The 23870-nt window shown below is 68.2% G+C and carries 25 protein-coding genes and 9 pseudogenes; 22 read left to right on the top strand and 12 right to left on the bottom strand.

The annotated features are described in order from the left end of the window. The first annotated feature begins 11 nt into the window (after window positions 1–11). From GL259_RS02280 to GL259_RS02270, 3 genes and pseudogenes are all read left to right on the top strand, one after another. A complete protein-coding gene (locus tag GL259_RS02280; RefSeq protein ID WP_159528733.1) occupies window positions 12–1076 on the top strand; it encodes a bifunctional NAD(P)H-dependent oxidoreductase/GNAT family N-acetyltransferase in 1065 nt (354 codons plus the stop codon). A gap of 285 nt (window positions 1077–1361) precedes the next feature. Continuing rightward, window positions 1362–1760, top strand: a pseudogene (locus GL259_RS02275) (transposase family protein); the annotation flags it as partial. An 11-nt stretch (window positions 1761–1771) separates the two neighbouring features. Then, window positions 1772–2527, top strand: a complete 756-nt coding sequence (locus GL259_RS02270; protein ID WP_243762528.1) for a transposase — start codon at window positions 1772–1774, stop codon at window positions 2525–2527. 313 nt (window positions 2528–2840) lie between these two features. On the opposite strand, the gene GL259_RS02265 is transcribed toward GL259_RS02270, so the two are convergent. Next, window positions 2841–3110: a WGxxGxxG family protein gene (locus GL259_RS02265; protein WP_159528731.1), complete on the bottom strand. Its 270-nt coding sequence runs from the start codon at window positions 3108–3110 to the stop codon at window positions 2841–2843. Window positions 3111–3915: 805 nt separating this feature from the next. Here GL259_RS02265 and GL259_RS02260 point away from each other — a divergent pair. Beyond that, window positions 3916–4260, top strand: a complete 345-nt coding sequence (locus GL259_RS02260; protein WP_159528729.1) for a hypothetical protein — start codon at window positions 3916–3918, stop codon at window positions 4258–4260. Window positions 4261–4728: 468 nt separating this feature from the next. On the opposite strand, the gene GL259_RS02255 is transcribed toward GL259_RS02260, so the two are convergent. After that, window positions 4729–5055: an STAS domain-containing protein gene (locus tag GL259_RS02255; protein ID WP_243762207.1), complete on the bottom strand. Its 327-nt coding sequence runs from the start codon at window positions 5053–5055 to the stop codon at window positions 4729–4731. Between the two features lie 221 nt (window positions 5056–5276). On the opposite strand from GL259_RS02255, the gene GL259_RS02250 reads away from it, so the two are divergent. The 3 genes and pseudogenes from GL259_RS02250 to GL259_RS38365 all read left to right on the top strand — a co-directional run. Beyond that, window positions 5277–5756, top strand: a complete 480-nt coding sequence (locus tag GL259_RS02250) for an ATP-binding protein (RefSeq protein ID WP_159528725.1) — start codon at window positions 5277–5279, stop codon at window positions 5754–5756. A 70-nt stretch (window positions 5757–5826) separates the two neighbouring features. After that, the gene (locus GL259_RS02245) at window positions 5827–6036 is read left to right on the top strand and encodes a hypothetical protein (protein WP_159528722.1); all 210 of its coding nucleotides are present in this window, start codon (window positions 5827–5829) and stop codon (window positions 6034–6036) included. A gap of 33 nt (window positions 6037–6069) precedes the next feature. Continuing rightward, window positions 6070–6177, top strand: a pseudogene (locus tag GL259_RS38365) (IS5/IS1182 family transposase); the annotation flags it as partial. 9 nt (window positions 6178–6186) lie between these two features. On the opposite strand, the gene GL259_RS02240 reads toward GL259_RS38365, so the two are convergent. Beyond that, window positions 6187–6579: a VOC family protein gene (locus tag GL259_RS02240; protein ID WP_159528720.1), complete on the bottom strand. Its 393-nt coding sequence runs from the start codon at window positions 6577–6579 to the stop codon at window positions 6187–6189. Between the two features lie 466 nt (window positions 6580–7045). Here GL259_RS02240 and GL259_RS37550 point away from each other — a divergent pair, with 466 nt between their 5' ends. Further along, window positions 7046–7363, top strand: coding sequence for a hypothetical protein (locus tag GL259_RS37550; RefSeq protein ID WP_166461404.1), 318 nt, complete (start codon window positions 7046–7048; stop codon window positions 7361–7363). 273 nt (window positions 7364–7636) lie between these two features. Here GL259_RS37550 and GL259_RS38360 read toward each other — a convergent pair. Both GL259_RS38360 and GL259_RS02230 read right to left on the bottom strand, forming a co-directional pair. After that, window positions 7637–7849, bottom strand: a pseudogene (locus GL259_RS38360) (helix-turn-helix domain-containing protein); the annotation flags it as partial. Between the two features lie 218 nt (window positions 7850–8067). After that, entirely contained in the window at window positions 8068–8979 is a 912-nt protein-coding gene (locus GL259_RS02230) for an alpha/beta hydrolase (RefSeq protein ID WP_243762206.1), read from the bottom strand. An 89-nt stretch (window positions 8980–9068) separates the two neighbouring features. Here GL259_RS02230 and GL259_RS02225 point away from each other — a divergent pair, with 89 nt between their 5' ends. Continuing rightward, window positions 9069–9851, top strand: a complete 783-nt coding sequence (locus tag GL259_RS02225; protein WP_159528718.1) for a TetR/AcrR family transcriptional regulator — start codon at window positions 9069–9071, stop codon at window positions 9849–9851. Window positions 9852–10099: 248 nt separating this feature from the next. Here the strand turns inward: GL259_RS02225 and GL259_RS02220 are convergent, their stop codons facing one another. Further along, window positions 10100–10366, bottom strand: coding sequence for a hypothetical protein (locus tag GL259_RS02220; protein WP_159528716.1), 267 nt, complete (start codon window positions 10364–10366; stop codon window positions 10100–10102). Between the two features lie 89 nt (window positions 10367–10455). Between GL259_RS02220 and GL259_RS02215 the strand changes: the two are divergent. Next, a pseudogene (locus GL259_RS02215) lies at window positions 10456–11222 on the top strand (transposase); the annotation flags it as partial. 117 nt (window positions 11223–11339) lie between these two features. Here the strand turns inward: GL259_RS02215 and GL259_RS37945 are convergent. Both GL259_RS37945 and GL259_RS38355 read right to left on the bottom strand, forming a co-directional pair. Then, window positions 11340–11771: a transposase family protein gene (locus GL259_RS37945; protein WP_243762205.1), complete on the bottom strand. Its 432-nt coding sequence runs from the start codon at window positions 11769–11771 to the stop codon at window positions 11340–11342. 244 nt (window positions 11772–12015) lie between these two features. Continuing rightward, window positions 12016–12072 (bottom strand): annotated as a pseudogene (locus GL259_RS38355) (hypothetical protein); the annotation flags it as partial. 320 nt (window positions 12073–12392) lie between these two features. Here GL259_RS38355 and GL259_RS02205 point away from each other — a divergent pair. Continuing rightward, a complete protein-coding gene (locus GL259_RS02205; protein WP_159528714.1) occupies window positions 12393–12725 on the top strand; it encodes a glyoxalase superfamily protein in 333 nt (110 codons plus the stop codon). Between the two features lie 146 nt (window positions 12726–12871). Here GL259_RS02205 and GL259_RS02200 read toward each other — a convergent pair whose 3' ends face one another. Then, the gene (locus GL259_RS02200; RefSeq protein ID WP_159528712.1) at window positions 12872–13204 is read right to left on the bottom strand and encodes a hypothetical protein; all 333 of its coding nucleotides are present in this window, start codon (window positions 13202–13204) and stop codon (window positions 12872–12874) included. 629 nt (window positions 13205–13833) lie between these two features. Here GL259_RS02200 and GL259_RS38350 point away from each other — a divergent pair. The 3 genes and pseudogenes from GL259_RS38350 to GL259_RS02190 form a co-directional block, all read left to right on the top strand. Beyond that, window positions 13834–14004, top strand: a pseudogene (locus GL259_RS38350) (DUF3117 domain-containing protein); the annotation flags it as partial. A 24-nt stretch (window positions 14005–14028) separates the two neighbouring features. Beyond that, window positions 14029–14205 (top strand): DUF3117 domain-containing protein, encoded by a 177-nt coding sequence (locus tag GL259_RS38345; RefSeq protein WP_243762527.1) that lies wholly within the window; start codon window positions 14029–14031, stop codon window positions 14203–14205. 147 nt (window positions 14206–14352) lie between these two features. Further along, a pseudogene (locus GL259_RS02190) lies at window positions 14353–15773 on the top strand (NF041680 family putative transposase). Window positions 15774–15782: 9 nt separating this feature from the next. On the opposite strand, the pseudogene GL259_RS02185 reads toward GL259_RS02190, so the two are convergent. Further along, a pseudogene (locus GL259_RS02185) lies at window positions 15783–16582 on the bottom strand (IS5 family transposase). A 110-nt stretch (window positions 16583–16692) separates the two neighbouring features. Between GL259_RS02185 and GL259_RS02180 the strand changes: the two are divergent. Beyond that, window positions 16693–17565 carry an alpha/beta fold hydrolase gene (locus GL259_RS02180; RefSeq protein WP_159528709.1) on the top strand — a complete coding sequence of 291 codons (873 nt, stop codon included), beginning with the start codon at window positions 16693–16695 and terminating at the stop codon, window positions 17563–17565. A 37-nt stretch (window positions 17566–17602) separates the two neighbouring features. On the opposite strand, the gene GL259_RS02175 is transcribed toward GL259_RS02180, so the two are convergent. After that, the gene (locus GL259_RS02175; RefSeq protein ID WP_159528707.1) at window positions 17603–17860 is read right to left on the bottom strand and encodes a hypothetical protein; all 258 of its coding nucleotides are present in this window, start codon (window positions 17858–17860) and stop codon (window positions 17603–17605) included. A gap of 139 nt (window positions 17861–17999) precedes the next feature. Between GL259_RS02175 and GL259_RS02170 the strand changes: the two genes are divergently transcribed. The 3 genes from GL259_RS02170 to GL259_RS02160 all read left to right on the top strand — a co-directional run bounded on the left by GL259_RS02170 (window position 18000) and on the right by GL259_RS02160 (window position 20711). Further along, a complete protein-coding gene (locus GL259_RS02170) occupies window positions 18000–18590 on the top strand; it encodes a hypothetical protein (RefSeq protein ID WP_159528705.1) in 591 nt (196 codons plus the stop codon). Between the two features lie 355 nt (window positions 18591–18945). Further along, the gene (locus GL259_RS02165) at window positions 18946–19797 is read left to right on the top strand and encodes a methyltransferase domain-containing protein (protein ID WP_208026405.1); all 852 of its coding nucleotides are present in this window, start codon (window positions 18946–18948) and stop codon (window positions 19795–19797) included. A gap of 14 nt (window positions 19798–19811) precedes the next feature. Beyond that, window positions 19812–20711 carry an IS5 family transposase gene (locus GL259_RS02160; protein WP_159528701.1) on the top strand — a complete coding sequence of 300 codons (900 nt, stop codon included), beginning with the start codon at window positions 19812–19814 and terminating at the stop codon, window positions 20709–20711. Window positions 20712–20778: 67 nt separating this feature from the next. Here the strand turns inward: GL259_RS02160 and GL259_RS02155 are convergent. Continuing rightward, window positions 20779–20877: pseudogene (locus tag GL259_RS02155) on the bottom strand (IS5/IS1182 family transposase); the annotation flags it as partial. 367 nt (window positions 20878–21244) lie between these two features. Between GL259_RS02155 and GL259_RS02150 the strand changes: the two are divergent. The 4 genes from GL259_RS02150 (at window position 21245) to GL259_RS02140 (ending at window position 23500) form a co-directional block, all read left to right on the top strand. Further along, complete coding sequence (locus tag GL259_RS02150) at window positions 21245–21607, top strand: hypothetical protein (RefSeq protein ID WP_159528699.1); 363 nt, start codon at window positions 21245–21247, stop codon at window positions 21605–21607. A gap of 450 nt (window positions 21608–22057) precedes the next feature. Further along, window positions 22058–22306, top strand: coding sequence for an FG-GAP repeat protein (locus GL259_RS38340; RefSeq protein ID WP_243762204.1), 249 nt, complete (start codon window positions 22058–22060; stop codon window positions 22304–22306). Further along, window positions 22303–22740, top strand: coding sequence for an FG-GAP-like repeat-containing protein (locus GL259_RS38335; protein ID WP_243762203.1), 438 nt, complete (start codon window positions 22303–22305; stop codon window positions 22738–22740). Before GL259_RS38340 ends, GL259_RS38335 begins: the two co-directional genes overlap by 4 nt. After that, window positions 22658–23500: an FG-GAP repeat protein gene (locus GL259_RS02140; protein ID WP_279578616.1), complete on the top strand. Its 843-nt coding sequence runs from the start codon at window positions 22658–22660 to the stop codon at window positions 23498–23500. Before GL259_RS38335 ends, GL259_RS02140 begins: the two co-directional genes overlap by 83 nt. The last annotated feature ends 370 nt before the right edge of the window (window positions 23501–23870 follow it).

The following is a 23870-nucleotide window of genomic DNA, read 5'->3' as shown; positions in this document are numbered from 1 at the left end:
ACTTCGTTTCCATGACAACGAAACGGCTCCGCATCCTCGTCCTGGTCTGCAGCACCCGCCCCGGCGCGCTCGGCCCCGCCGTCGGCGGATGGCTGACCGAGACGCTCGCACCGGGTGCCGAAGCGCTCGACGCGGACCTCGTGCCCCTGGCCATCGGCGATCTGCACCTGCCCTTCCTGGACGAGGAGGAGCACCCGTCGACCGGCGTCCACCACCACGAGCACACCCGCCGGTGGAGCCGGATCGTCGACGGGGCGGACGGCTTCGTCTTCGTGACGCCGGAGTACAACTACGGCATGCCGGCCACGTTGAAGAACGCGCTCGACTACCTGGGCCCGGAATGGGCCTGGAAGCCGGTCGGCTTCGTCAGTTACGGCCACACCTCGGCCGGCACCCGCGCGGTCCAGCACGCCAAACAGGTGGTGACCACCCTGCGCCTGGTCCCCCTGGGGGCGACCGTCGCGATACGGATCGCGGACGCGATGCGGGAGGACCGTTTCGCCCCCGCGGCACGCCACGCCGACGCGGCCGAAGGACTGCTGGCGGAACTGGTACGGGCCGCACGGGCCCTGGCCCCGCTGCGCGAGCGCGCACACGCGGACGCCGTGGCGGGCCCGCTCCCCGGCTCGTACGCACGGCGTCTCGGCCCGGACGACGCCGCCGAGGTGACGGTGCTGCAGCGCTGCTGCTGGACGGAGGAGGCACTGGCCAACGACACCCTGGCCATCCCGGCGCTCCACGAGTCGCCGGACGACGTACGCGCCTGGCTGGCCGACTGGCACACGACGGGACTGTGGCGGGACGGGCGGCTGCTCGGGATGGTCCGCACGCGTCGCAACGGCGCCGACCTGCATGTCGGACGCCTCGCCGTCGCCCCCGACCTGCGGGGACTCGGCGTGGGGCGGTGGCTGCTGCGCCAGGCCGAGGCGGCCGGGGAGGGCTGCCGGCGTATCGTCCTGTCCACCGGCGCCGCCAGCCACCGCAACCTCACCCTCTACCAGGGGCAGGGATACGTACCGCTTCCCGACGCGCCGGACGACGGCGTGGTGAGCCTGGCCAAAGCCGTCCCCGCCTGAGCGCGGGCGCCGTCGGCTCCGGCATGCCCGCGGCCGGAGCGGACGGCAGTGCCGCGGACCAGCGGATCGCCGTACCGCTCAGGCTGCCCAGCGCTTGCGCAGGTTGCGTGAGCCGGAGAACGAACACCGACCAGACGCTCCCGGCTGTCTGGCCTCCCTCTCGGACCGCCGCAGATCACCAGTCGGCACCGCGACCCCATTTCGCAACGAGCAGCAACGAGCTGGTGCGTGATTGCGGTTGAAGGGTGATCGCGCGAGGGTGGGATGATCCAGTCCGTGATGATCATGGTCGGCCGGGATGTCCTCGCGCATCAGCTGTTCACCGGTGTCTCCCGGCAGCATCTGGCTTGCTTGGCAGAGGAGTTGGCCGAACCGTGGCAGGCCATGGCCGAGGGTCGTCGTCACGGGGCTCGCGGCGGGGCCAGGAAACGTGAGGCGGGTGCCGGTGCCCGGCATCGGCTGGTGTTCGTCGACCGGCTGGTCGTCACGCTGGTCCACCTGCGGCACGATCTCCCGCACTCCGTCCTGGCCCTGTTGTCTGGTGTCGACCGTTCCACCGTTACCCGCGCGATCGGAGAGATACGTGGGCTCCTGGCCGAACGCGGATGCGCGGTCCCTGACCGTCCTGGCCTGCGGCTTCGGACCCTGGCGGATGTGTTCGCCTACGCCCGGGCCGAGGGCATCGGGCGGCGAAGATCCCCGACGAGCGGGGCTTTGCGACCAGGGGAGAGCCGGCCCGGGACATCGTCCGACGCTGCCTGGCCGCCGGCCTGCCCGCCGCCTGGGTCACCGCGGACGAGGCCTACGGGCAGGACTGGCACTTCCGCCGCCCGCTCGAGCAACTCGACATCGGCTATGTGGTGGCGGTACCCAAGTCGCAGCAGACCAAGTCCCTGGCCGGCATCTGGCGCATCGACCAGCTCATCGACGAGGCACCCGGTGACGCCTGGCAGCGGCTCTCCTGCGGCAACGGCGCCAAGGGCCCGCGTGTCTACGACTGGGCCGCAGCCGAGCTGCCCGCCAACATCATTTTCGACCCCGATCCGCCAACCCATCACCGCTGGGTCATGGCTCGCCGCAGCCTGTCCGACCCCGGCGAACTCGCCTACTACCTTGTCTACGCTCCTGTCGGTGTCGAGATCGCCGAGCTGGCCCGCATCGCCGGCTCCCGCTGGGCGATCGAGGAGTGCTTCCAGGCCGCGAAGAACGAGTGCGGCCTCGACCAGTACGAGGTCCGCCGTTATCCCGGCTGGTATCGGCACATCACCCCGGCCATGCTCGCCCACGCGGTCCTGACTGCGCTCGCCGCCCAGGCCGGCGGCGAGGCCGCAAAGGGGGCTGCAGAAACGGATCAGCCCTCGTCCCGCTCACCGTGGCAGAGATCCGGCGGCTCCTGGACGCTCTCCTGCCCCGCCCACAAGCCGACCGTGACCCCGTCACCCACGCACTGAAGTGGTCGGCCTGGAAGAAGACACCGCCAAGCCGTCGCCCGCCGCTGCCACTACCGAAAACGCAGCTCAGGACACGATCCGCTGCTGGAGTACTAGCTCGACATACGCTCAACTCATCTGGGTTGCCTCAAGACCTGATCACAGCTCAGGACTCGGTAGATCAATCCACTGGGTGACCCTGGGCGATCGATCTGGATCCGTGCGGAGACCAGTGATCCGAAGACCGTGACGCGGTAGGTGATGCGGGCTGGTACGCCCTGATGCGGACTGATCCAGCTCTCACCCGACCTGGCCGTCATGGTGCCCGTCCGCATCACATGCCGGTGGAACGGGTGTTTGGTCCTCGGTAGTCCTGGCGGTTGCGATCGCCGCGGTTCTTGCGCCATGGAATCAGGCCGGCCAGGCCGACGAGGCCGAGGAGGCCCCACAGGCCAGCGTTGTCGTCGTCCTCATCGTTGTCCTGGGCCTGAACCGTCACGCTGGCGGCTGGCGGGGCTGCCTGGTCGGCGACGCTGAACGCTGTGCCTGTCGGTGCGAGAGCGAGCAGAAGGGTGACAAGTGCCGTGCTGGCGATTCTGCGCATGATGTCTCCTTTCGGTTCTTGCCCCCGATGTCTCAGCAGTCGCTGAGGACTCCCATGCAGGTCCAGTATGTCAAGCAATGAGTATATTGATCAGAGATGCACCTTTTGTAGATTTTCTCTTCAACTGTTCGCCCGGCCCGGGTCGGTGGTGCCTCTTGCTGCGCATGGGTCGGTCGCCAGTACGTCTCCCTGGCGGCCCGTGGGGATTGATCTCCGGCCCCGCAAGGCCTTCCGGCGGGTGTGCGTCCATCCCGCATTTCGATCGGCAATGACACTCTGGGCGGGCGCGCGTGCGCGCGACATGCGTCCCTGCATGGTTGTCAGCGACGAGGGCGCAGGTGGTTGTCGGCTGAACAAACCTGCCGGCTCGTGGCGGATCCTGTGCAGCGACAGATGGGTGGGAAATAAGCAACTTTCCGTAATGAATCGGCTTGTTCGGGGCGGGTACGCGACCGGTGAAGCGCCCGTGCGGAAGGGGGACGATGATGGGCGTGCCGGAGCAGAACGGGAAGAGCGCGACGGGCAGCGTCGGCTCCTTCTCGCTCGGGATGCACAGCCGCCAGGACCCCGGGCCAGTCATGTCCGCTGGGGGCCAGGTAGTGCCACACACCGCCCCGAACTGCGGTGCTGTCGCCGAAGGGCTAAGCGCCGCAGCCGTCGGCGCCTGGCTGGTAGGCGGCGCAGGCCCGCTCGGGGCGAACAGCGTACGTGTGCGGCGCCGGCAGGGGATGGGCGCTACCGCGGCCAAGAATCCGCAGCCCTAGCGCGGTGAGACAAAATTTACGATCTGAAAGGCGGCTGGGCCATGCCTGAAACTATTCAGCGGGTCGTCGGCATCCTTACAGAGGCGCTTGAGATGCGTCGGCAGGTTCGCGAAAACCCCAACAGCGACATCCAGGGCGGCGAGACCATCGCGGCGATGCTCGAGGAGATGCTGCCGCGCATCGAAGTCCCCGCTGACGCGACGGTGCAGGAAGTCTCGGTCCTGGTCAGCCGAGAACTCGAGCCGTTCATCGCGCAGCTTGCCTCCGCATTCGCCTTGGCCTTCGTGCGCTTGGCCGAAGTCCACGACGAAAGCCGCAACGACGTGTCCACAGTAGACGTTCTGCGTTCCATCTCCCTACGTTTTGAGAACCAGAACGAACGGTAGCTCAGAAACATCCACTCGATGTTTCCGCCGCATGCGGCCGGTCCGCAGGCTCCCACGCCGGATGTGGGCCGGAGCATCAGGATGCGCGGGGCTACGGGGCACATACCGCTCAGAGCCGGCGGCGGACGTGCACCGAAGCGGACACCGATCGTACCGGGGCGGACACGTGCCGGGCGGGAGGAGAGCGCCGTACAAGAGGTGAGGGCCCGGGACCGACAACTGCCCGGGCCCTCGCCTCTCGCGGTGCCCGCAGGAGGGAGAGAAGAAGGCGGATGGCGCGTGAGTGTGCCGCGTTGCTCAACGACCACACCGGCAAGAGGTCACCCGCCGAAACGCTGGCGGAGCCAGCTGCGCGAGGGCGAGAGCGGCAGCGCTCGCAGTGACCCTCAAAGCGCCGGCTGCCACCGACGGCGGGCAGACACTGGTGTCCGGCGGCTCGTGCCTGTGCCCGGCTGTGGCCGTGAGCGGTCAGGGGGTGAGGGCGTGGTGGAGGGTTTCACGGCAGTCGATGAGCTGGTCGACGCCGACGAGCTGTAGGACGCGTTGCACGGGGGGCGTGGGGCCGGCGAGGCGGAGCCGGCCGCCGGCTTGGGTGGTGTGCTGGTGGGCGGTGATGAGGAGGTTGATGCCGCTGGAGTCGAGGAAGGTGACCTGGCGCAGGTCGATCACGATGCGGGGCCGAGTGGTGCCGGTGACATCCAGGGCCTGCTGGAGCGACTGGCCAGTGTGGTGGTCGATCTCCCCGACTGCGGTCAGCACCCGGATGCCGTCCGTGGCGGTGGCCGTGACGGACAACCCGCCAGGCTGATGCGTCTGCTCGGCTTGTGCGGGTTTCAGCCGGGATGTTTCAGCCATACCGGTGATACTTCCATACCGAAGGCCTCACCGCGGGTGTCGCCCCGCGGGCACGGGTGACGTGTTTGGTGTGATGAAACCGGCACGGGAACGCACGGCGTGTCCAGTGGACGCGCGGGTAAACGACAGGCCGGTTGTACGGGGCGGCGAGGATGAACACGATGGATGCGGCACCGGCGGGCGGGGACGGGACCCTGCCGTTTGAGCGGCTGATACAGACCACGGTGGCACTGGACGGCGACGGGGCGGACATCGCCCACGCCCGCCACTGCGCCGCCGGCTTCCTTGCCCGGGTGCAGGCCGAGCACGGCCTGCCCGTCTCCCGGCGCGCCCTGGACGTGACCCAGTTAGTGGTCGGTGAGCTGGTCACCAACGCCCGCAAGTACGCGCCCGGCCCGCTGCTGCTGGGCCTGCGCATCATCGGCGATCTGGTGGAGGTGGTGATGTGGGACTCCGAGCCGGTGCTGCCCATCGCCCGGGCCGCGGATGCCGGCCGGGTCGGGCAGCACGGTCTGGAGATCGTCATGGCCGTCTCCCAGGGTTCTGAGGTGCAGCGCGAGCCGGTCGGCAAGCGCGTCACCGCCCGCATCGCCCTCCTGGACGATCCTGGCGGCATACCCTCAGGACGCACCCCTTGGTGAAGGCGACCCCACACCCCATCCCCGGGCCGGACACTCGTGGACGGATCGCCGACCGTGAAGGGGGAGGCGAGTGGTCCTGATCGCGTACCTGCTCCTGCCGGCCATGGCAGCACTGCTGTACGGCATGAGCCGGATCGAGGAATGGCTCGCCCGCACCGCCCAGCCACCCCGCCACGCCCGTCGTCGGCACCTGATCCCCGGCGGCAGGCAGCAGGCAGGCAGCAGGCAGGCACGCGCCGTACGAACGACCGGCGGCACAGGCGGGTCCGACGCGGCCTGACCACGAACCTGGCCACGACTGCAGACAGCCCCGGCCGGATGCCGGTGCCTGCACCGCCGCTACGAGCGCAAGACCGAGTACTTCCCCGTCTTCGTCGCCACTGCTGCGGCCCTCATCAGCTACCGCAGACTCACCACCTGAATCAGTCCGTCAGGCCCTCGGGCCGGTGCGCGCAAAGAGGCAGAACGGGTGGCCCACCGGGTCGTACAGGACGCGCACGTCGGCCTGAGGCTGGAAGTCCGCCATGGTTGCCCCCAGGGCAAGAGCGTGCTCGACGGCTGATGACAGATCGTTCACCTCGATGTCCAGGTGCATCATCATCTGCTGCTCGGACCGTGTGGAAGGCCACCGCGGTCGGGTGAAGAGCGGCTCCGTCTGGAACGACAGTCCGGCACTGCCGTCGGGCGGCCCGATCTCAACCCAGCCCGGTTCGTCCTTCCGTACCGGCCAGCCGAGCAGATCCTGATAGAACTGCGCCAGCTCATGAGGGTTCGGTGCGTCAAGAGTGGTCGCGGCCAGCGTGAAGTGCAGTGGGGACTTCATGCGGTGCTGCTGCCCGGTTTCGCTGCTGACAGGCCAGCCTTCGCTCTCTTGGCCGGTACCCGCGCCTCAGCCTGCGACGCCTCGCTTCGCCACACAGCGCCAAAGAAACCGACGTCTAAGCACCGGCGGGCTCGGGGTCCGGCTGCACCAGCGCCTGGGCGATCTGCTGCAACCGGGCCCATGGGAGGTCTTGACCAGGACGACGTCGCCGATACGGAGCGTGGAGCGCAGCAGGTGCAGCGCGGCGTCCTGGTCGGGCAGGTGCACGGCCCGGCCACGGCTCTCCGGGTGATGTCAGTGGCCCCAGTCCACGCGCTGGTTGGGATCCTGGACGGGCCGCCAGACGGGAGTGTTGGTGACAGCGTTGGAGTGGTTGATGCGGTGTCGCTAGCCTGCTCGCGTCCGGGGGGATGACCGGTCCGGTGCTGGGCTGACGAGTCGGGTGTCGTATGGGTGTGCCGAGCTCGTGGTGCGGGTGCGGCATGTCCTGAGCCAGGCGGGATTCCATCTGGCCGGTGAGGCGGACAGCGACGCGCCGGGGCTGCGGGTGAGCGAGGCTCCCGGCGGGGTGCTGGTCAGGTGGGCGGCTTCCGACGGGTTCAGCGCGCTGGCTTCGGAGCGGGCCGGTGGCTCGGGCGACAGCATGCGCGCGATCGTGCAGGCGGCGGTGTCCGGTCTGCTGCTGCAACTGGGGCACACGGTTTCGCAGTCGCCCGGCGGGGGCGGCCTGCTGGTCCTGGCAGAGGATGCCCGCACCAGCCGAACAGGCGGTGCGAGATCGTGACGGCGGCTGCTTGGAGCCGGTGCCGGCCGTGCCCGTCAGGGCGCACGGCCGGGCTGTGCGCCGGGGGAGGAATGCCCGGTTCTTCCTTGCTTCTGCCGCATGCGGCCGGCCTGTGGGCCCACCGCCGGATACGGGCCAGGGAGCATCAGGGAGCCGCAGGGCTCTGGGGCCCGTACCGCTCAGATCCGGCGGCGGTGGGCACGACCAGCACGACAGCGGTGTACCGATTTCGGCAGGCAACTGGCAGGCCGGCACCTTGGCCTCGGCGGCCTGCATGAGGGTGAAGCCGGCGGGACGCCCGGTGCGCTTACGGCCGGCCAGGGCCGCCAGCCCGCCGTGGGTGAACCGGTCGCGCCAGGCGCGGACCGTGTCCAGGTGCTGGTCTGTCTCGCGGGCGATGCGCGCGTTGGAGCGCCCCCGTGCTGCGTGCAGGACGATCTCCGCCCGCCGTCGTAACCGGTACGGGGTCTTGTGGCCATAGGCCATCTTCTTCAACCGTTCGCGCTCGGCGGCGGTCGCGGCTACCGGGCGGGCCAGGGCAACGGGCATGACAGCGGGCCGATCGGGAGAAGTGGATCAGACGGGTGGCAGTCTGCCGCGTCCGGCGCCTCAACGATCCGGCAAGATGGCCACGTGACCACGACGCCGGAGTGCACCCGGCTGTCATTCGCCCAGCGGCTGTCCGAACTGCCCGCACCGCCTGACTACAACCGACGGGCCGCCGTGTCGCTGACCTGGCGGGCGATGTCGGTCCACAGGGCGGCGGGGAGATCGTGGCCGACGCCCGGGTAGGTCACCAGGCGGGCGCCGTCGATGGCCCGGGCGGTGGCGCGCCCGGCGCTGACGCGCAGGATCGGGTCCTGCTCGCCGTGCAGGACCAGGGTGGGTCGGCGCAGGTCCTTGAGCCTGGGTCCGTGCCACTGGGCGCCGATCTGGCGGCTCTGCGCCTTGGTGTCGCGCGGGCCGCTGTCCACGTCGGCCTCGACCCAGGCGCGGGCTGCGGCCTCGTCGAAGGGGTAGCCAGGAGAGGCGATGCCGCGCCAGACGGTGAGGGCGGCCTTGATGTCGCCCTCACGGCCCTCGGGGAACTTGGTCCGGGCGAGCTTGGCGAGCAGGCCGAACCGCAGGTGGCGCAGGACCCCCAGGCCGGAGACGTCGCTGGGCAGGGCCGCCGAGGAGGTGACGCTGAGCACCCGGTCGGGGTGTCGCAGCGCGGTCCGCTGGGCGATCGTGCCGCCCAGGGAGTGGCCGAAGACATGGGCTCGCTCCCAGCCGAGTTCGTCCATCACTGCGATGGCGTCGTCGGTCATGTCCTCGGAGGTGTAGGCGTCCCCGCGCTTGGCGAACAGGGCCTTGAAGGGGTTGGCGGTGGCGGTGTCCGGCATCCGGGTCGACTGGCCGGCGTCGCGCTGGTCGTAGCGGGCCACGGCGAACCCGGCGTCGGCGAAGGCCTGGCACAGTCCGGCTGGCCACCAGAACCGGGCGGTGGCCAAGCCCATGATGAGCAGCAGCGGTTCACCCTCGGAGCCCTTCAATTGGTCGAAGGCGACCTGCACGTCGCCGTTGTGCGCGTACCGGGTCGGCGTCCACTCCTGCTGCGGCTGCATCTGAGGCATGTCGGCTCTCTTTCATCTACTGCGATCATTGTTCGCAGTTAATGTGGCCTAAGGTACTGCATACAGCGTTCGCAGAACAGGAGGGGTTCATGACCGAGCCGCCCGCCCACAGCATCTGGCTCCGCCCCGAACGCGCCGGACGCGGCCCGACGCCCACGTTCGACCGCGACGGCATCGCCGCCGCAGGGATCGCCCTGGCCGACGCGCACGGTCTGCCCGCCGTCACCATGCGGGCCGTGGCGGTCGCTCTCGGGGCCGGACCGGCATCCCTCTACCGCTATGTGGCCACCCGCGACGAACTGCTGGAACTGATGATCGACCAGGTCTACGGCGAGATCTCCTACGCCGAGCTCGGCTCCGGACACTGGCTCGACGACCTGCTTGCCCTGGCCTGGCAGAGCAGGGACGTCTACCTCGCGCACCCCTGGCTGCTCGACGCGACCGCGACGAGGACCCCGATGGGGCCGCACGCGGTTACCTACCTGGAGCACGCCCTGGCCGCGCTGGCCGACCTCGACGTCCGTCCCCGGACCAAGCTGGAGGCCATCGCGATCCTCAATGCCGTCGTCTCCACCCTGACCCGCGCCGAGGTGACCCAGCGTCTCGCCGGACAGACCACCCCGCAGTGGCAGCAGGCCCAGGCGGAATATCTCACCCAGGTCGCCATGGCGGGCAACCACCCGCACCTCGCCACCGCCCTGACCGGGCAGCCGCCCGAGGACGAGGATTCGCCGGAATCGCTCTTCGACCGCGTCCTCACCCGCGTGCTCACCGGGCTCCTTCAGCCCGACGACATCGGAGCGACCTCCGTGCACGGTCGCGCAGAGGCAGAGCCACCCGCGGCCAGCCCGGGATCGAGCGCGGCTTCCTGATGTTTCACCGGGAGAGTCATGCCCGAGCTCTCACTTCCCGCGACGCTCCGCCCCCTTGCAAATGACCATCTGTGATAGTGGCGACATGCAGTTTCGGCGGCACCCCGGAAGATACCCAGACTGCGCCTGCGGCCTCTACCCGGCCCTGTCTGCGATCTGACCTGACTTCACACACAACAACAGCGGGAGCCAACCCCGAAGGACTTCGAGCCTCGACCGCTTAGGAACGGCGACGCGGCCGCGCCATTTCACATCGCTCGGCGTTTCCTCAGCTCAGTGAGCCACGCCCGCACCTGCTCGTCATCGTGCGGGTAGCCACCCCTCTCGTCCGCGGGGAGATCGATTCCGTAGAGACGGTTCAGCGCCCACCAGGAGAGGTCGTCCCAGACGAGCCCATCCTCCATCACCCGCCTCGCCGCCCAGCGATCGGCTTCGTCCCGGAACAGCCAACCCGCGACAAGCTCAACGAAGCGATCTTCGATCTGATCAAGAGTTGGCTGGCCGCTGTCATTCATGCCCTGACCGTACAGGCAGGGCAAAGATTGCTCGATGCGGCACTAAACGGCGTCCCGTAAGCCCTGGTCAGACATGTGATGATCTTGGTGTGGGTGTTGTGGTGACGGCGGCTGAGCCGCAGTGGGTGGACCTGTTCGCCGGACTGAACGGTCGCCGGTTCCGCAAGCTTGTCGGGGTCGTGCGGCGCCGGGGTGGCGGCAAGCCCACCGGCGGCCGGCCATGGGCTCTGCCCCGGGAGAGCCGCGTACTGCTGGTGGCCGCGTACTGGCGGACGAACCTCACGATGCGGCAGCTCGGGCCTCTGTTCGGGATCTCGAAGCCGGCCGCGGACCGGGGCATCGACCACATCGCTCCGCTTCCGGCCCTGGCCCCGGTGCGGCGCCGCCATCCGCTGGCACGGTGCTGATCGTGGACGGCACCCCGGTTCCCACCCGCGACCGCAGCGCGGCCGCCTCCAGCAAGAACTACCACTACTCCACCAACCACCAGGTCGTCATCGACGCCCATACCCGGCTGGTCGTGGCGTCCGGACGCCCCTTGCCCGGCAACCGCCACGACGCCCGCGCCCACCGCGAATCGGACGTGGACCGGGCCGTGAAGAACGCACCCGTTCCCGGCGACGGCGGCTATCGCGGTACTCCTGCTCCCATCCCGCACTGGCCACGCAAAGACCGGCCACTCACCCCCGCGCAGCAGGCCGACAACACCCTCCACCGCCGAGTGAGAGCCCGTGTTGAGCACGCCTTCTCCAGGATGAAGACCTACAAGATCCTCCGCGACTGCCGACTACGCGGCGACGGCGTCCACCACGCCATCCTCGGCGTGGCCCGGCTGCACAACCTGGCCCTCGCTGGACGAACCCCACCTCAGTCGAGGACATCAAGTCCCGTCCTCCACCCCTTACGGGACGCCGTTTACGAGCTCGTGCACGGTAGGCGGTAAGGCGTCGAAGGCTTCGACATGACTCCGTGTTCACATCTGCCGTGCCGAGGCCAGGTCCGCGGTCTGCTGGTGGGACAGCAGTCCGGCGACGGCCTGGACCGTGTCGCTGATGTGTTCGCGGCGGCCGAGGTGGCGGGCCAGGGCACGCCAGTTCTTCAGGTGGGCGATGCCGTGCTCGACCCGGATCCGCCTCGAGGAGTGCGCTTTGCGCTGCCGCTCGTACACCTCCTCGTACCAGTCGGGAGCGTTCTTCTTGAACGTGCGGTGCGGTGGGGTGATCACCCGTCCGCCGGTCTGGGCACCCAGGCCCTGATAGCCGGCATCGGCGAGGATCTCCACCGCGGGCCCGTCGGCCAGGAGCGTGACCAGTCCCAGCCGGCGGGCGTGGGTGATGTCCGCGCAGCTTCCGGGCTTGGCCGGACTGCAGAACAACACCCGCCCGTCGCCGTCCGTGACGACCATGGCCTTGACCGCGTTCTGCTTGTTCTTGCCGGAGATGAACGCCTCCCGGTCCTTGCGCCCGGCAGCCGGCAGCCGGCCGCCGGACCCGGATCTCGGTGCCGTCGGTGATCCCGGTCTTCCCGCCGGCGCCGAGGTGGTCGACGACCTCGGCCAGGGTCCGCAGCCGCACACCCGGGCTGACGGTGCACCCGTGCTCGGCGGGCAAGGGCCGCACCTCTGCGATGGCGCGGGTGATGGTGGAGCGGTCGACACCGAACCAGCAGGCGAGTACATCGTGCGTGGTCGCGTGTCGGAGGTGCACGAGGGTGGCCAGGAGCCGGTCGACGAAGACCAGCCGGTGCTTCGCGCCAGCACCCACAGCACGCTTCCGCGACCGGGAAGCAAGCCTGGCCTGGTGCCGTTCGTGCCACAACGGGCCCAGCTCAGCTACGAGTTCAGCGATCACATCCGTCGACAGGCCCGTGATCCTCCGGTCACTGATGATCGCTGCACGAGACGCGTTCCCCACCACACGACCATGATCGACGAACAGAAGCTCGACGCCTCACCGCCTATCGTGCACGAGCTCGCTAGTGCCGCATCAGGCAACGTTCGCCCTGGGCGGTCTGCGACGATGACTCCATGGACGAGGAAGTCGTTCCCATTCTTCGCGTCGAGGACGCTGCGGCGGCGGTCGCTTGGTACGAGCGGCTGGGCTTCGCCAAGCAGTGGGAACACCGCTTCGAACCGGGACTTCCCGCGTTCGTCGAGGTCGCCCGCGGCGGGGTGCGGTTGTTCTTGTCGGAGCACAAGGGCGATGCCCGCCCGGACACGTTGGTCTACCTCCGCGTTCGTGATGTCGACTTCATCGCCTCCGAGTTCGGTGTGCAGGCTGAGGATGCGCCGTGGGCGCGTGAGATTGAGTTGCGCGACCCTGACGGCAACCGGCTGCGGATCGGCACGCCGACGGAATGACCATCGCCGGCTGTGTGCGGCAGGGAAACTGTGCCGGTGGCGGGAGTATCTCATCAACGGCCCTGTCTCGCTTTCGGTGGTGACGGAGGATGGCGTTATCCGTCACCACCGAAAGTGAGACAGGGCCGTTAAGTTGAGATACCCGGTCAGGAGCCGGTCTCGTCGTCCGGGGTGATGGCGGTCAGGGCCTGGGCGGGTTCCCGGAGAGTGGCCAGCACCGTGGTCGCCGGGTAGGGCTGACCCGAGGTTAGGTCTTGGAAGACGGGGGCCAGCGGGATCAGAAGGTCGGCCTCCTCGCCGTGCAGCCAGATGGTGATCAGATTGAGCGCGGGGACCGTCAGGAGGCGGACCCGCATGTCTTGGGCGGCCACCCCGGGGAGGTCGGCGGCGGTGCGCAGCGCAATGACGGTGCCGGTAACGGACGGACCGTTGTTGAAGAGGGCGAAGCGGTGTTCACCGGTGTCGGTGAGCACCGTCATGGCCGAGGAGACGACCTGTTGCTGGTCGCTCAGCAGGTATCGCCAGTCGGTGAGCCGGGCGGCGGCCAGCGGATCGTCCCCGAGGACGTCCGGCAGGTCCAGGACAGGGACAGGGTGTAGCGGTTGCAGTCACGGTTGTGGCGGCAGCCGTGGCGTTTCGTGGGAGTAGCAGTCGCAGTTGCGTGCCTGGGGCGCGGTCAGCCAGGTCGGCCCACATGGTCGTCCGGTCGACACCCGCTTCGGAGAGAGGGAGGATGGGTGGAGCGGCGCCTTTCCGGTCAGTCCGGCGCCACAGCCGTACATCCGTTGTCGCGCTGTGGCTGGAGAGACCACTCCCAGAACGCTGGCGCGGCGACTTATCCCCATGTTTCTGCGGCGCCCTTCAGTCATCGCGAGGGAGGACACCCATCATGGCCCGGCACATCCGACGTAATGCCGTCATCTCGCTCGTCGTCTCATCGTTCGTTCTGGGGCCCACGGTCGTCCTAACGCCTGCCGCCACCGCGACAACCGCTCCGGGGACGTACACAGTCAAGACCGAGGACAACGGGACGCGGGTGACGATCAATGGTTCCGGTTGGGAGCCCAACCAGGCACTGCCCCTCAATGACGGTGAACCCACTCAGCCGCTGAGCGTCAGGGCCCGGATATGGCCACGGACGGGCGATGGCCCGTTCGAGGTCACCCAGGAGGGGCGGGGCGCCGTCATGCGCGTACCAATCGAAGGCGGCGGTCGGGTCGTAATCGAACTGACCCCGGACGAGGCCGGTTTTCTCGCCGCCGAACTCACGAACGTCGTCAATGACGGTGAATTCACTCAGCCGCTGAGCGTCAGGGCCTGGATATGGCCACGGACGGGCGATGGCCCGTTCGAGGTCACCCAGGAGGGGCGGGGCGCCGTCATACGCGTACCAATCGAAGGCGGCGGTCGGGTCGTAATCGAACTGACCCCGGACGAGGCCGGTTTTCTCGCCGCCGAACTCACGAACGTCGTCGGCTGATGCCGTTGGTCAGTGAGACTGAGCTTGGCGTTTAACCTCGCAGGTCACCCGACCTGCTGGTCTGCGGTTCTTCCCGGGACAGCGGAGGCGGCCGTTCTCCACGCTTTGAGATGTCGAGTCACGAAGCACGAGAGAACGGCCGCTGCTGTGCGTCTCCCGGTCCACGCGCCTGCGGGCGAGGCGTTCGACGTCTTGTCCCGCTTTCGGGTCGAGTTCTACGAGTGTCTTTACGCCCGCACGGATGCGCTCTTCGAGCTCACAGACGCGGTGCTGTGTGCGGACGGGCCGGTGAAGACGCTGGTCGAGCTGTCGCCGGCGGTCGAGCACCGGCGCGGGCACGGGACTGGCTGGAGCCGGCGCGGTTGCGGCGCGCGCTGGCGGGCCTGCCGCTGCCCAGGGCGGCCGACGGGCGGATCGTGCTGGCTGTGGACGTGAGCAACTGGCTCCGCCCCGACGCTCCGACCAGCGAGGACCGGCTGTTCTGCCACGTCTACGGACGCGGTGCCCGCAGCAGGGATCAGTTCGTGCCGGGCTGGCCGTACTCCTTCGTCGCCGCTCTGGAGACCGGGCAGACCTCCTGGGTCGCGTTGCTGGACGCCGTGCGCCTGGGGCCGGCGGACGACGCGACCGCCGTCACCACTGCCCAACTACGCGGTGTGATCGAAAGGTTGGTCCAAGCCCAGCAGCGGCGGGCGGGTGATCCGGAGATCTGGATCGTCATGGACTCCGGCTACGACGTCGCCTACCTCTCCTATGCCCTGGCGGACCTGCCCGTCGTCCTGGTCGGACGCCTGCGCTCGGACCGCGTCATGCTCCGTGACCCCGGCCCCGCCCGCTGCGGGCCGAAGGGCGGACGGCCGCGTCGGCACGGTGGCGTCCTGACCTTCGCCAAGCCCGACAGCTGGCACGAACCCGAGGTCACCACAGTCACGGACACCACCCGCTACGGCAAGGCCGAGACGATGGCCTGGGACCGGATGCACCCCCGGCTCACCCACCGCGGCCCCTGGCTGAACCACACGAAAGAGGAACTGCCCATCCTGCACGGGACGCTGATCCACCTGAAGGTCGAGCGCCTGCCGGGCGACCGCGGCCCGAAACCGGTCTGGCTGTGGTGCTCGGCCACCGCCGCCGCACCGGCGGACATGGAGCGCTGGTGGCAGTCCTTCCTGCGCAGGTTCGATCTTGAGCACACCTTCCGGTTCATGAAACAGACCCTGGGCTGGACCGCCCCGAAGGTCCGCCACGCGGACACCGCCGACCTGTGGACCTGGCTCATCATCGCCGCCCACACCCAGCTCCACCTCGCCCGGCCCCTCGCCGAGGACCTCCGCCGCCCCTAGGAACGACCGGCCCAGCCCCGCCGGCTCACCCCCGCCCGGGTGCGGCGGGGGTTTCGCAACGTCCGCGCGACCACGGCCCGCCCGGCGGCCGCGCCGAAACCGTCCCGGCCAGGTCCCGGACGGCCTTCAGGCTCGAAGAACAAACACCGGACCAGGCACCATGATGTCGGCAAGACAGTCAAACGCGCCGAGTCGATCAAGGAACACCAAGCCCGCCCACATTAACAAGTCATCTCATTTGGTGAGTCGGCGGTAGCAGATGAGGGTGCAGGCGATGCTGGTAAAGGCCAGGAAGTGGTTGGCTTTGTGCTCGTAGCGGCGGTGGAGTCGACGGCAGCCGGCCAGCCAGGACACCGTTCGCTCCACCACCCAGCGGTGGCGGCCCAGCCGGGTGGAGGAGTCGACGCCCTTGCGGGCGATGCGGTGGCGGATGCCGCGAAGCCGGAGCCATCGGCGCAGGTGGGCGTAGTCGTAGCCCTTGTCTCCGTAGAGCTTGCCGGGCTTGCGGCGGCGTCGCCCGCGACAGGAGCGGATCGGCGGGATACCGCGCACGAGCGGGATGAGGGCCTGGCTGTCGTGGGTGTTGGCCGCGGAGATCCCGACCGAGAGAGGCAGACCATTCCGGTCAGTGACCAGGTGGATCTTCGAACCGTACTTGCCCCGATCGACAGGATTCGGGCCGGTCAGCTCCCCCTTTTCAGGGCTCGCATGTTCACCGAGTCGATCGCGCAGCGGGTCCAGTCCAGCTCGCCCCGGGCGCCGAGTTCGTCCAGTACCAGGCGGTGCAGCCTGGCCCACACCCGCGCCCGGGTCCACTCGGCGAACCGCCGGTGCGCGGTCGCCCCGGACGGCCCGAACGACGCAGACGGCAGCTGCTACCAGGTACACCCCGAGGTGGCCACAAAGATGATCGCGGCCAGCACCTCCCGGTCACCGTGCCGTCGGCGGCCGCCTCCCTGCGGCCGTGTCGGAGCAGGTGGCACCACCCGCTGGAACAGCTCCCACAACTCGTCCGGCACCAGTCGTTCCACGATCGTCACGCCCGCAGATTACCGACTACGCCAAATGGGATGACCTGTAAGTACTCTGTGCGAGAGAGACACGCGATACGATACGTCTCGTCTTTTGCGAGAGGGGTAACAGCGTGGAACGCTTCGTGGATGCAGCGCCCGGCGTGCGCCTATGGGTGGAGGACCGCGGTGCCACTGATCTGCCACCACTACTAATGATCATGGGTGCTCAAGCATCAGGTCTGGGGTGGCCGGACGAACTGGTGGACAAGCTCGCCACCCGCCATCACGTCATCCGCTACGACCACCGCGACACCGGCCGTTCCACCTGGTCCTTCGACCAGCGGCCCTATCCACTCACCGAACTGGCACAGGACGCCGTCGCGGTGCTGGACCGCCTTGGGGTTGAACAAGCTCACGTCGTGGGCATGTCTCTGGGCGGCATGCTCACTCAGCTCCTCATCGCGGACCATCCTGACCGCTTGCTCAGCGCCACTCTGATCGGCACGAGTGCACTCAGTACCATCCCCTACGTGCACCCTGACGGAACTCGGACCTCGCCCGAAGATCTCCCTGGAATTGCCCCTCAGCTGCTGGAAATGTGGGCCCGTCCCGTGGAAGACCATGGACTGGAAGCCGAGTTGGAGCGGCGGACTGAACACTGGCGGGTCTTGGGCGGCAACCAGCTTCCCTTCGACGTCGAGTACGCCCGGGCCCTTGAACTGAAGATCATCGAGCACACCGGGCACTACGCCACCAGCACTGCACACGCCCGTGCCGACGCCTCCGGCATGGACCGCACCGAGCAGCTCGCCCAGACCAGCGTGCCCACTCTCGTTATCTCTGCGCCGGCCGAACCCGTCACCCCGCCACCACACGCCCACCACCTCGCCCAGGCGATCCGCGGCGCACGCATCGTCGACATCCCTGGCATGGGCCACGCCCTTCCGCGCGCGGTACATACCTCGCTCGCCCGCGCCATCCTGGACCACACGACGAAAGCCTGATGCGAGCAAGGTCAGGCGGGTGCCGAACTCGCGCCAATCAACTTGAGGGTCTGGTGGCCGTGCTTGTCCGCGTCGCGAGTTGGCTGAAGCTGGGCATGCCGAGATCGATCACCTGACGCTGGCGAATCTGTTCTGCGTCGAGCTGGGCGATCTTCTCCTCTGCGCTGGCGAGACTGACTTGGAGTCCTTCGATCTCACCGAGCCATCCCTCCTGTTCTGCTTCGGCGATTCGGGCGATCAGGTTGTCGCGGATCTCGACGAGGCGGTGTCTCTGAGTCGGTTCCGGTCGGAGCATGGAGCATCGAATACACGATTCTCTGGACTAAGGTCCAGCCTCTGAGTGAGGGACCGACGCTCGCACTCCGCTCATGGCGAGGTGCCCGTTTCGCTTCCGGGGCGGTCTGCTGTCAGCCCCTCTTGTTATCGTCCCCGCCGTGACTTCAGCCGATCATGTACTCGACCTGATCCGGAGCAATCCGGTTGTTTCCAACCTCCTTGAAGGCGTCTTCGACTTCGACATCTCGCGTGGTGATCACGGGGAGGACATCCGCCTGTCCTCGGGTGCTCCGCTGAAGGATTTCGCTGGTGATGCTGCTGGTGGGACGTACTTCCTGTGCGGCGAACCCGGCGGCCGACAGCCCGTGGTGTATGCCAGTTCCGAGGGGCAGGCCGGCCTGATGGCTGACGACCTGACAGAGGCTTTGGAGATCATCATTGGTCTTCCCTGCTGGCACGACTGCCTGAAGTTCTCGGGTGGGGGCGATGTGGAGGCCATGCAGATTGCGGCAGAGCACCTCGAACGGGAGCTTGCGGAGTACGAGCCCGACATTGATGAGCATCGCGCCCGTCTGGCCGACGCCTTGTCTCTCGACTTGACGTCCACAGCAGAACTGGTCTCAAAGCTCCGAGAAGCGGTTGCGAGAACCGAGCCCGATCATGTGCTGCTCGGCGACGAAGGGGAGGACGACGCCTATGAGTCGCTGTTCGGAACCTTCCTGCCGAGCGACAATCCGGGCTGGCGCTGACCAGCAGCGTCATGCATCGCCTCAGCCCTTCTCATTGGTCGGTCCTGGCCAGGTGATGGTGTCAGAGACGATGCGGCTGAGGTCTAGGTCGTGTCTCCCAACTCTTATGGGGACACGGAGGCATGAAGGCTTCACCGATGCTCGTAGACTCATGGCGTGGCATTCATGAGCACCCCGCACTGCTGCTTCCTGTGATCGGAAGGCGCTGAGGGCGATGCCGGACGGCGTCGCCCTCCTTGGTGTGCCTGCTGCGTGAACCACGTTCCCGACGCTGCCTGTACCTTCCTGAGGCAGCGACTTTCTGAGCGCGCGTGCAGGCACGGTCTCTTCCCTTCCCCCTTGCCAGGAGTGCCTCGTGCCCGTGTCGCTTCCCCCTGCCCTCGAACTCTCCCTCGACCTGCTGCGCTGCCCGACGTGCCGTACGCGCCGCCTGCACCCCGGCCGCGGCGCACTGCGTTGCTCGGTGGGCCACACCTTCGACATCGCCCGCCACGGCTACGCCGGCCTGCTGACGGGCACCCGCGCCACCAGCGGCGACGACGCGGCCATGGTCCAGGCCCGGGACCGGTTCCTGTCCACCGGCTCCTACGCGCCCATCCGTGAAGTCGGGGCCCGCCTGGCGTCCGACGTCGTGTCTGAGCGGGCCACGGTTGTGGACGTGGGATGCGGCACGGGCTACTACCTGGCCGGCGTACTCGACCAGCTGCCCGGCGCCCGTGGCCTGGGCCTGGACACATCGGTGCGCGCGCTGCGCTCGGCAGCCCGTGCCCACCACCGAGCCGCTGCGGTGGCCTGGGACGTCTTCCGTCCCTTGCCGCTGGCCGACGGGGCAGCCGATGTCGTGCTGGACGTGTTCGCCCCGCGCAACCCGGCCGAGTTCCACCGGGTGCTGCGCCCGATCGGCCGGCTGGTCGTGGTCCGTCCCACCGGGCGGCACCTGGCCGAGCTGCGCAGCCGATTTCCCGCGATGGTCACGATCGACCCGGCCAAGGAACAGCGCCTGCACCGGGCGCTGGACCCCTTCTTCGAGGCCGCCGTCACCGAACAAGTGGAGTACTCCGCGCCCCTGACCAGGCTGGATGCCCTGGACCTGGTAGCGATGACGCCGAGCGCACACCACGTGAGCCGTGCAGACCTGAACGATGACGGCCTCCTGCCCGAGCAGGTCACCGTCTCCGTGCTGGCCACCGCCTACCGGCCTCGGTGACCACGAGCGGGCGCATGCGCCTGCTGACCGACGCGCAGTGGGCACGCCTGGCGCCCTGCCTTCCCTCCAATACGGGGAAGGCAGGGCGCCCGTTCGCCGACCACCGCCGCATCATCGAATGGATCATCTACCGATACCGCACCGGAATCCCCTGGAGAGACCTGCCCCGCGAGATGTTCGGTCCCTGGCAGACGGTGTGGAAGCGCCATCGCAGGTGGGCGGCTGACGGCACCTGGGACACGGTTTTGGCCCAGCTGACCGCCCAGGCGGACTCGGTCAACGGGATCGACTGGACGGTCTCGGTCGACTCGACAATCAACCGGGCCCACCAGCACGCCACGAACACGGCCCGGCCGGAGAAGGACGCCGGCGCCGCCACCCGCCACAGCAAGAACGAAGCTCCTGCCACCAGGGGCGAGCCAGCCGGCCACGCAATAGGCCGATCCCGTGGCGGCCTGACGACCAAGATTCACCACGCCGTGGACGGCAACGGCCGCCCGCTGGCCGTCGTAGTCACCCCTGGCCAGGTCCACGACGCGCACGTCCTCCCTCTCTTGCCGGGCGACATCCGAGTCCCGCGACTCGGCCGCGGCAGGCCGCGCACCGCACCGGACGCGCTGCTCGCAGATAAGGCGTACTCCTCCAAGCAGGTTCGCGCAGACCTCGCGGTCCGTGGCATCCGCACGGTGATCCCCGAGCGCGCCGATCAACAGGCCAACCGCAAGAGGAAGGGCCGCAGCGGTGGACGACCCCGAACTCTGAACACCGAGACCTACAAGCGCAGGAACGTCGTGGAACGATCCTTCAGCCTGCTCAAGCAGTGGCGGGGCCTGGCTACCCGTTACGACAAACTCGCGATCGTCTATCGCTCCGCAGCCGTGCTGGCGGCGATCATCGCCTGGCTACGGAGTTGAGAGACACGACCTAGATGGCGTCCCGTAAATAATCAGGGATATGTCGGCTGACCTGCTTGTTTGCTCGTCATCCGGCGAGGGCGAGGTTGTGCAGGCGGGCGATGCCGAGCATGGCGTGGTGGACGCCGTCCCCTCTGGGGCGGCAGTCGCGCAAGATCTTCCAGCTGAACACGGAGTCATGTCGAAGCCTTCGACGCCTCACCGCCTACCGTGCACGAGCTCGCTAGCACCGCCCGATTGACCATGATCGCCACACTTGGATCATGCCACCCGCCAGGCACACACGGCCCACCCGCTATCACGCACCAACTCGTTAGATTCTCTGGGGGTGGCTGCTGTCCTGACCTGCGGCGCAGCGGCCCTGGGGCTTGACTGGCTGGTGCCCTTGTTTCCCGACATTCCCCGTGGTTGGTTCCCTGCACGATCTGGCACGGGTCTGGCACGACCTCTTCGTCCCCTTCTAGCGGTACGAGGCGGTGTCTGGCCGGTACGATGCGCAGGCTGGGCAGTGTCCACGCGATGGGGGAGGGCCAATGAGGATCAAGGATCCGGAGTACCCGGCAGCGGTCGAAGCAGCTGTGGAAATCCTGCGGAAGCGGGCCCAGCAGGGACAGACCATCACGTACGGGGAGCTGAGCGCCGAGTTGGCGGCACAGGGCTTCGACTCCATCCCGCCTCACCGCGGAGTCATGACCTACCTGCTCAAAGATGTCTGCCTCCACCGCAACGAGGACGGACGAGCACCGATGCTCTCGGCGATCGTGGTGAACAAGGCCAGCCGGGAGCCATCCGACCAGTTCTCCGGCCTTGCCCGAAGTCTGCCCTTCTCCCGGCCGGCCAACTGGAGCCGGCAGGACGAGCAGCAGCAGGTGTTCGCTCAGCACCGCGAGGAATGACGTTGGCCTTCGCACCCGCTTTAGGAGGGAGGTCGGAGTGTCTGGCTGGTGACCTGCGGCTTCACTGACCGAGCTAATGGGCACGGATGCACTCGCTAGCCACCCTGATTGACCGCTGCTGACCCCTGCGACTGGCACGGCTCTGGTACGTGGTGTTCGGGCCTGCTGCCTCGTTCGACAGCCGATCTCGGGCGTTGGAGTTTCGGCGGACGAAAGGGCAGATCACACGTTTCTGCCCGCGGGCCGCTGATGGGACCTATGGGTCTTTTCCATCCCGCACGCATCGACGTGTTCACCGGCCTCGATATTTCATCAACTCCCGTACAACCTTTGGTGTCCTGTACAAGTCATTCGGGCCGGAGCCACGACCTCGTCGGCGGCTCCTCCAACCATCTGCGAAGCCTGTCCCCTCTGTGCAGCCGCCTTCGCGGTCCTTGAACCGGAGGGCACATGAACAAAAGACACCCCCTCCGCACCATCCTGGCGGCTGCGACGGCGGTGGCCCTCACCGGCGGCCTCCTCACCCTGGCGGCCGTCCCCGTGACCGCTGCCACAGCCAAGTACGCGGACGACTTCAACGGTGACGGGTACCGGGACCTCGTCACAACCGCCAGTTCCGCCACTGTGGGAGGCGTGAAGTCAGCCGGGGCTGTGATCGTCAGTTACGGCTCGGCATCAGCGCATCCAACCGTAAGGTGATCACCCAGGACTCGAGCGGGATTCCCGGCACCGCCGAACACAACGACCTGTTCGGTGCCGCTCTCGCCTCCGGCGATCTCAACAACGACGGCTATTCCGATCTCGTCGTTGGAGCCCCGGGAGAAGACGTCGGGGACGACACCAACGGCGGAACCGCCGTCGTGATCTGGGGAAGCGCCTCGGGCCTCTCCGGTGCGCGGGCCATCGGTGACCCGAACCCGTCCGGACACGACTGGTTCGGGCAGTCGCTGGCCGTCGGCGACTTCAGCGGCGACGGCAAGGCCGACCTCGCCGTCGGCAGTTCGGGCAAGGACGTCTGGATCCACAGGGGCGGTTTCACCAAGTCGTCCGGTGCCGCCTCACGGTACAAACTCACCATGCCCTGCAGAGCGGTACCGAGCACGGCGCCGCCTCGCTCCTCTCAGGCGATGTGAACGGCGACGGCACCGACGACCTGCTCGCCAACGGCACGTACTACCCCGATACGTCGCACAACTACGACGCCACCCTCGTGTACCTGGGCGCCACCTCGGGCTTGGCCCCCACGGGGTACTCGAGAGCCATAAGCAGGCGGCCGTCGGAGACATCGACGGGGACGGCTACGACGACGTGGTCACCAGTGCCTGGTGGGGTGGCTCCAGCGGAGACGAACTCGGCGGCTCCATCACCACCTACTTCGGCGGCAACGAGGGCATCCGCACCGACCCGGTGCAGACCATCCACCAGGACACCCCGGGAGTGCCCGGCGCCGACGAAACGAGCGACTACTTCGGCTACGCCCTCTCCCTCGGCGACATCAACGGAGACGGACTCGCCGACGCGGCCGTCTCCGCACACCACGAGAGCACCGGTACCGCCTCCCTCACCGGCAGCGTCACAGTGTTCCGCGGCACACCTGCCGGGCTGTCCACCTCCGACGCCAAGACCTTCCAGCAGGACACCGCCGGCGTCCCCGGCGGCAACGAGGACAACGACCATTTCGGCTCATCCGTACGGCTCTCCGACCTCAACGGGGACCACCATGCGGACCTGTCCATCGGGGCCGACGGAGAGAACGCCGGCGACGGCGCCCTGTGGAGCCTGCGCGGCTCTTCATCGGGCGTGACCACCAAGAAAGCCGTCAGCTTCGGTGCCTCCTCCGCAGGCCTCTCCACCTCCGGCTATCCTCACTTCGGCGAGGGCATGCTCCGCTGACTCGGAAGCGGATTCCGCCTTCCACGGACGCCCGTGCCGTACGAACGCGGCAAGCCCGGCACAAGCGGGTGACACCACCGTGCCGGGCTCCTCGCTTTCCACGGCTTGCTGCTTGTTCTTGCGCCAGAGCTTGTCGGGGATCTTGGTGAGCTGGGTTTTCGCTGCTCAGGTGCGGTGAGCCTGTGCGCCTGAAGGTCGACGTTGGTCGTCATTGGCCACTGCCGAGCGGCCTCGGACGGCCCAACTTCGCCGGACGCGGGGCCGCACTCGACGGACGGCGTGCTCCTCGATGTGTCCCGTTGAACCCCAACCGACAACAGCCAGCTACGACGGCGCGTGTGCCGCCCGACCACGCACACGTATGCCTCGC

It is taken from the genome of Streptomyces sp. Tu 3180 (assembly GCF_009852415.1).
GTDB lineage: Bacteria > Actinomycetota > Actinomycetes > Streptomycetales > Streptomycetaceae > Streptomyces.
This window is presented reverse-complemented; position numbering and strand designations above follow the sequence as displayed.

What these genes read in the sequence shown, in the direction of transcription:
- GL259_RS02280 (WP_159528733.1), top strand. Translation starts at nt 12, where the DNA reads ATGACAACGAAACGGCTCCGCATCCTCGTCCTGGTCTGCAGCACCCGC.
- GL259_RS37945 (WP_243762205.1), bottom strand. Translation starts at nt 11,771, where the DNA reads ATGGTCGTCACGGACGGCGACGGGCGGGTGTTGTTCTGCAGTCCGGCC.
- GL259_RS02160 (WP_159528701.1), top strand. Translation starts at nt 19,812, where the DNA reads ATGCGCCTGCTGACCGACGCGCAGTGGGCACGCCTGGCGCCCTGCCTT.
- GL259_RS02200 (WP_159528712.1), bottom strand. Translation starts at nt 13,204, where the DNA reads ATGACGGTGCTCACCGACACCGGTGAACACCGCTTCGCCCTCTTCAAC.
- GL259_RS02230 (WP_243762206.1), bottom strand. Translation starts at nt 8,979, where the DNA reads ATGCCTCAGATGCAGCCGCAGCAGGAGTGGACGCCGACCCGGTACGCG.
- GL259_RS02220 (WP_159528716.1), bottom strand. Translation starts at nt 10,366, where the DNA reads ATGAATGACAGCGGCCAGCCAACTCTTGATCAGATCGAAGATCGCTTC.
- GL259_RS38340 (WP_243762204.1), top strand. Translation starts at nt 22,058, where the DNA reads ATGAACAAAAGACACCCCCTCCGCACCATCCTGGCGGCTGCGACGGCG.
- GL259_RS02175 (WP_159528707.1), bottom strand. Translation starts at nt 17,860, where the DNA reads ATGCTCCGACCGGAACCGACTCAGAGACACCGCCTCGTCGAGATCCGC.
- GL259_RS02240 (WP_159528720.1), bottom strand. Translation starts at nt 6,579, where the DNA reads ATGAAGTCCCCACTGCACTTCACGCTGGCCGCGACCACTCTTGACGCA.
- GL259_RS02150 (WP_159528699.1), top strand. Translation starts at nt 21,245, where the DNA reads ATGAGGATCAAGGATCCGGAGTACCCGGCAGCGGTCGAAGCAGCTGTG.
- GL259_RS02250 (WP_159528725.1), top strand. Translation starts at nt 5,277, where the DNA reads ATGGATGCGGCACCGGCGGGCGGGGACGGGACCCTGCCGTTTGAGCGG.
- GL259_RS02260 (WP_159528729.1), top strand. Translation starts at nt 3,916, where the DNA reads ATGCCTGAAACTATTCAGCGGGTCGTCGGCATCCTTACAGAGGCGCTT.
- GL259_RS02225 (WP_159528718.1), top strand. Translation starts at nt 9,069, where the DNA reads ATGACCGAGCCGCCCGCCCACAGCATCTGGCTCCGCCCCGAACGCGCC.
- GL259_RS02265 (WP_159528731.1), bottom strand. Translation starts at nt 3,110, where the DNA reads ATGCGCAGAATCGCCAGCACGGCACTTGTCACCCTTCTGCTCGCTCTC.
- GL259_RS02205 (WP_159528714.1), top strand. Translation starts at nt 12,393, where the DNA reads ATGGACGAGGAAGTCGTTCCCATTCTTCGCGTCGAGGACGCTGCGGCG.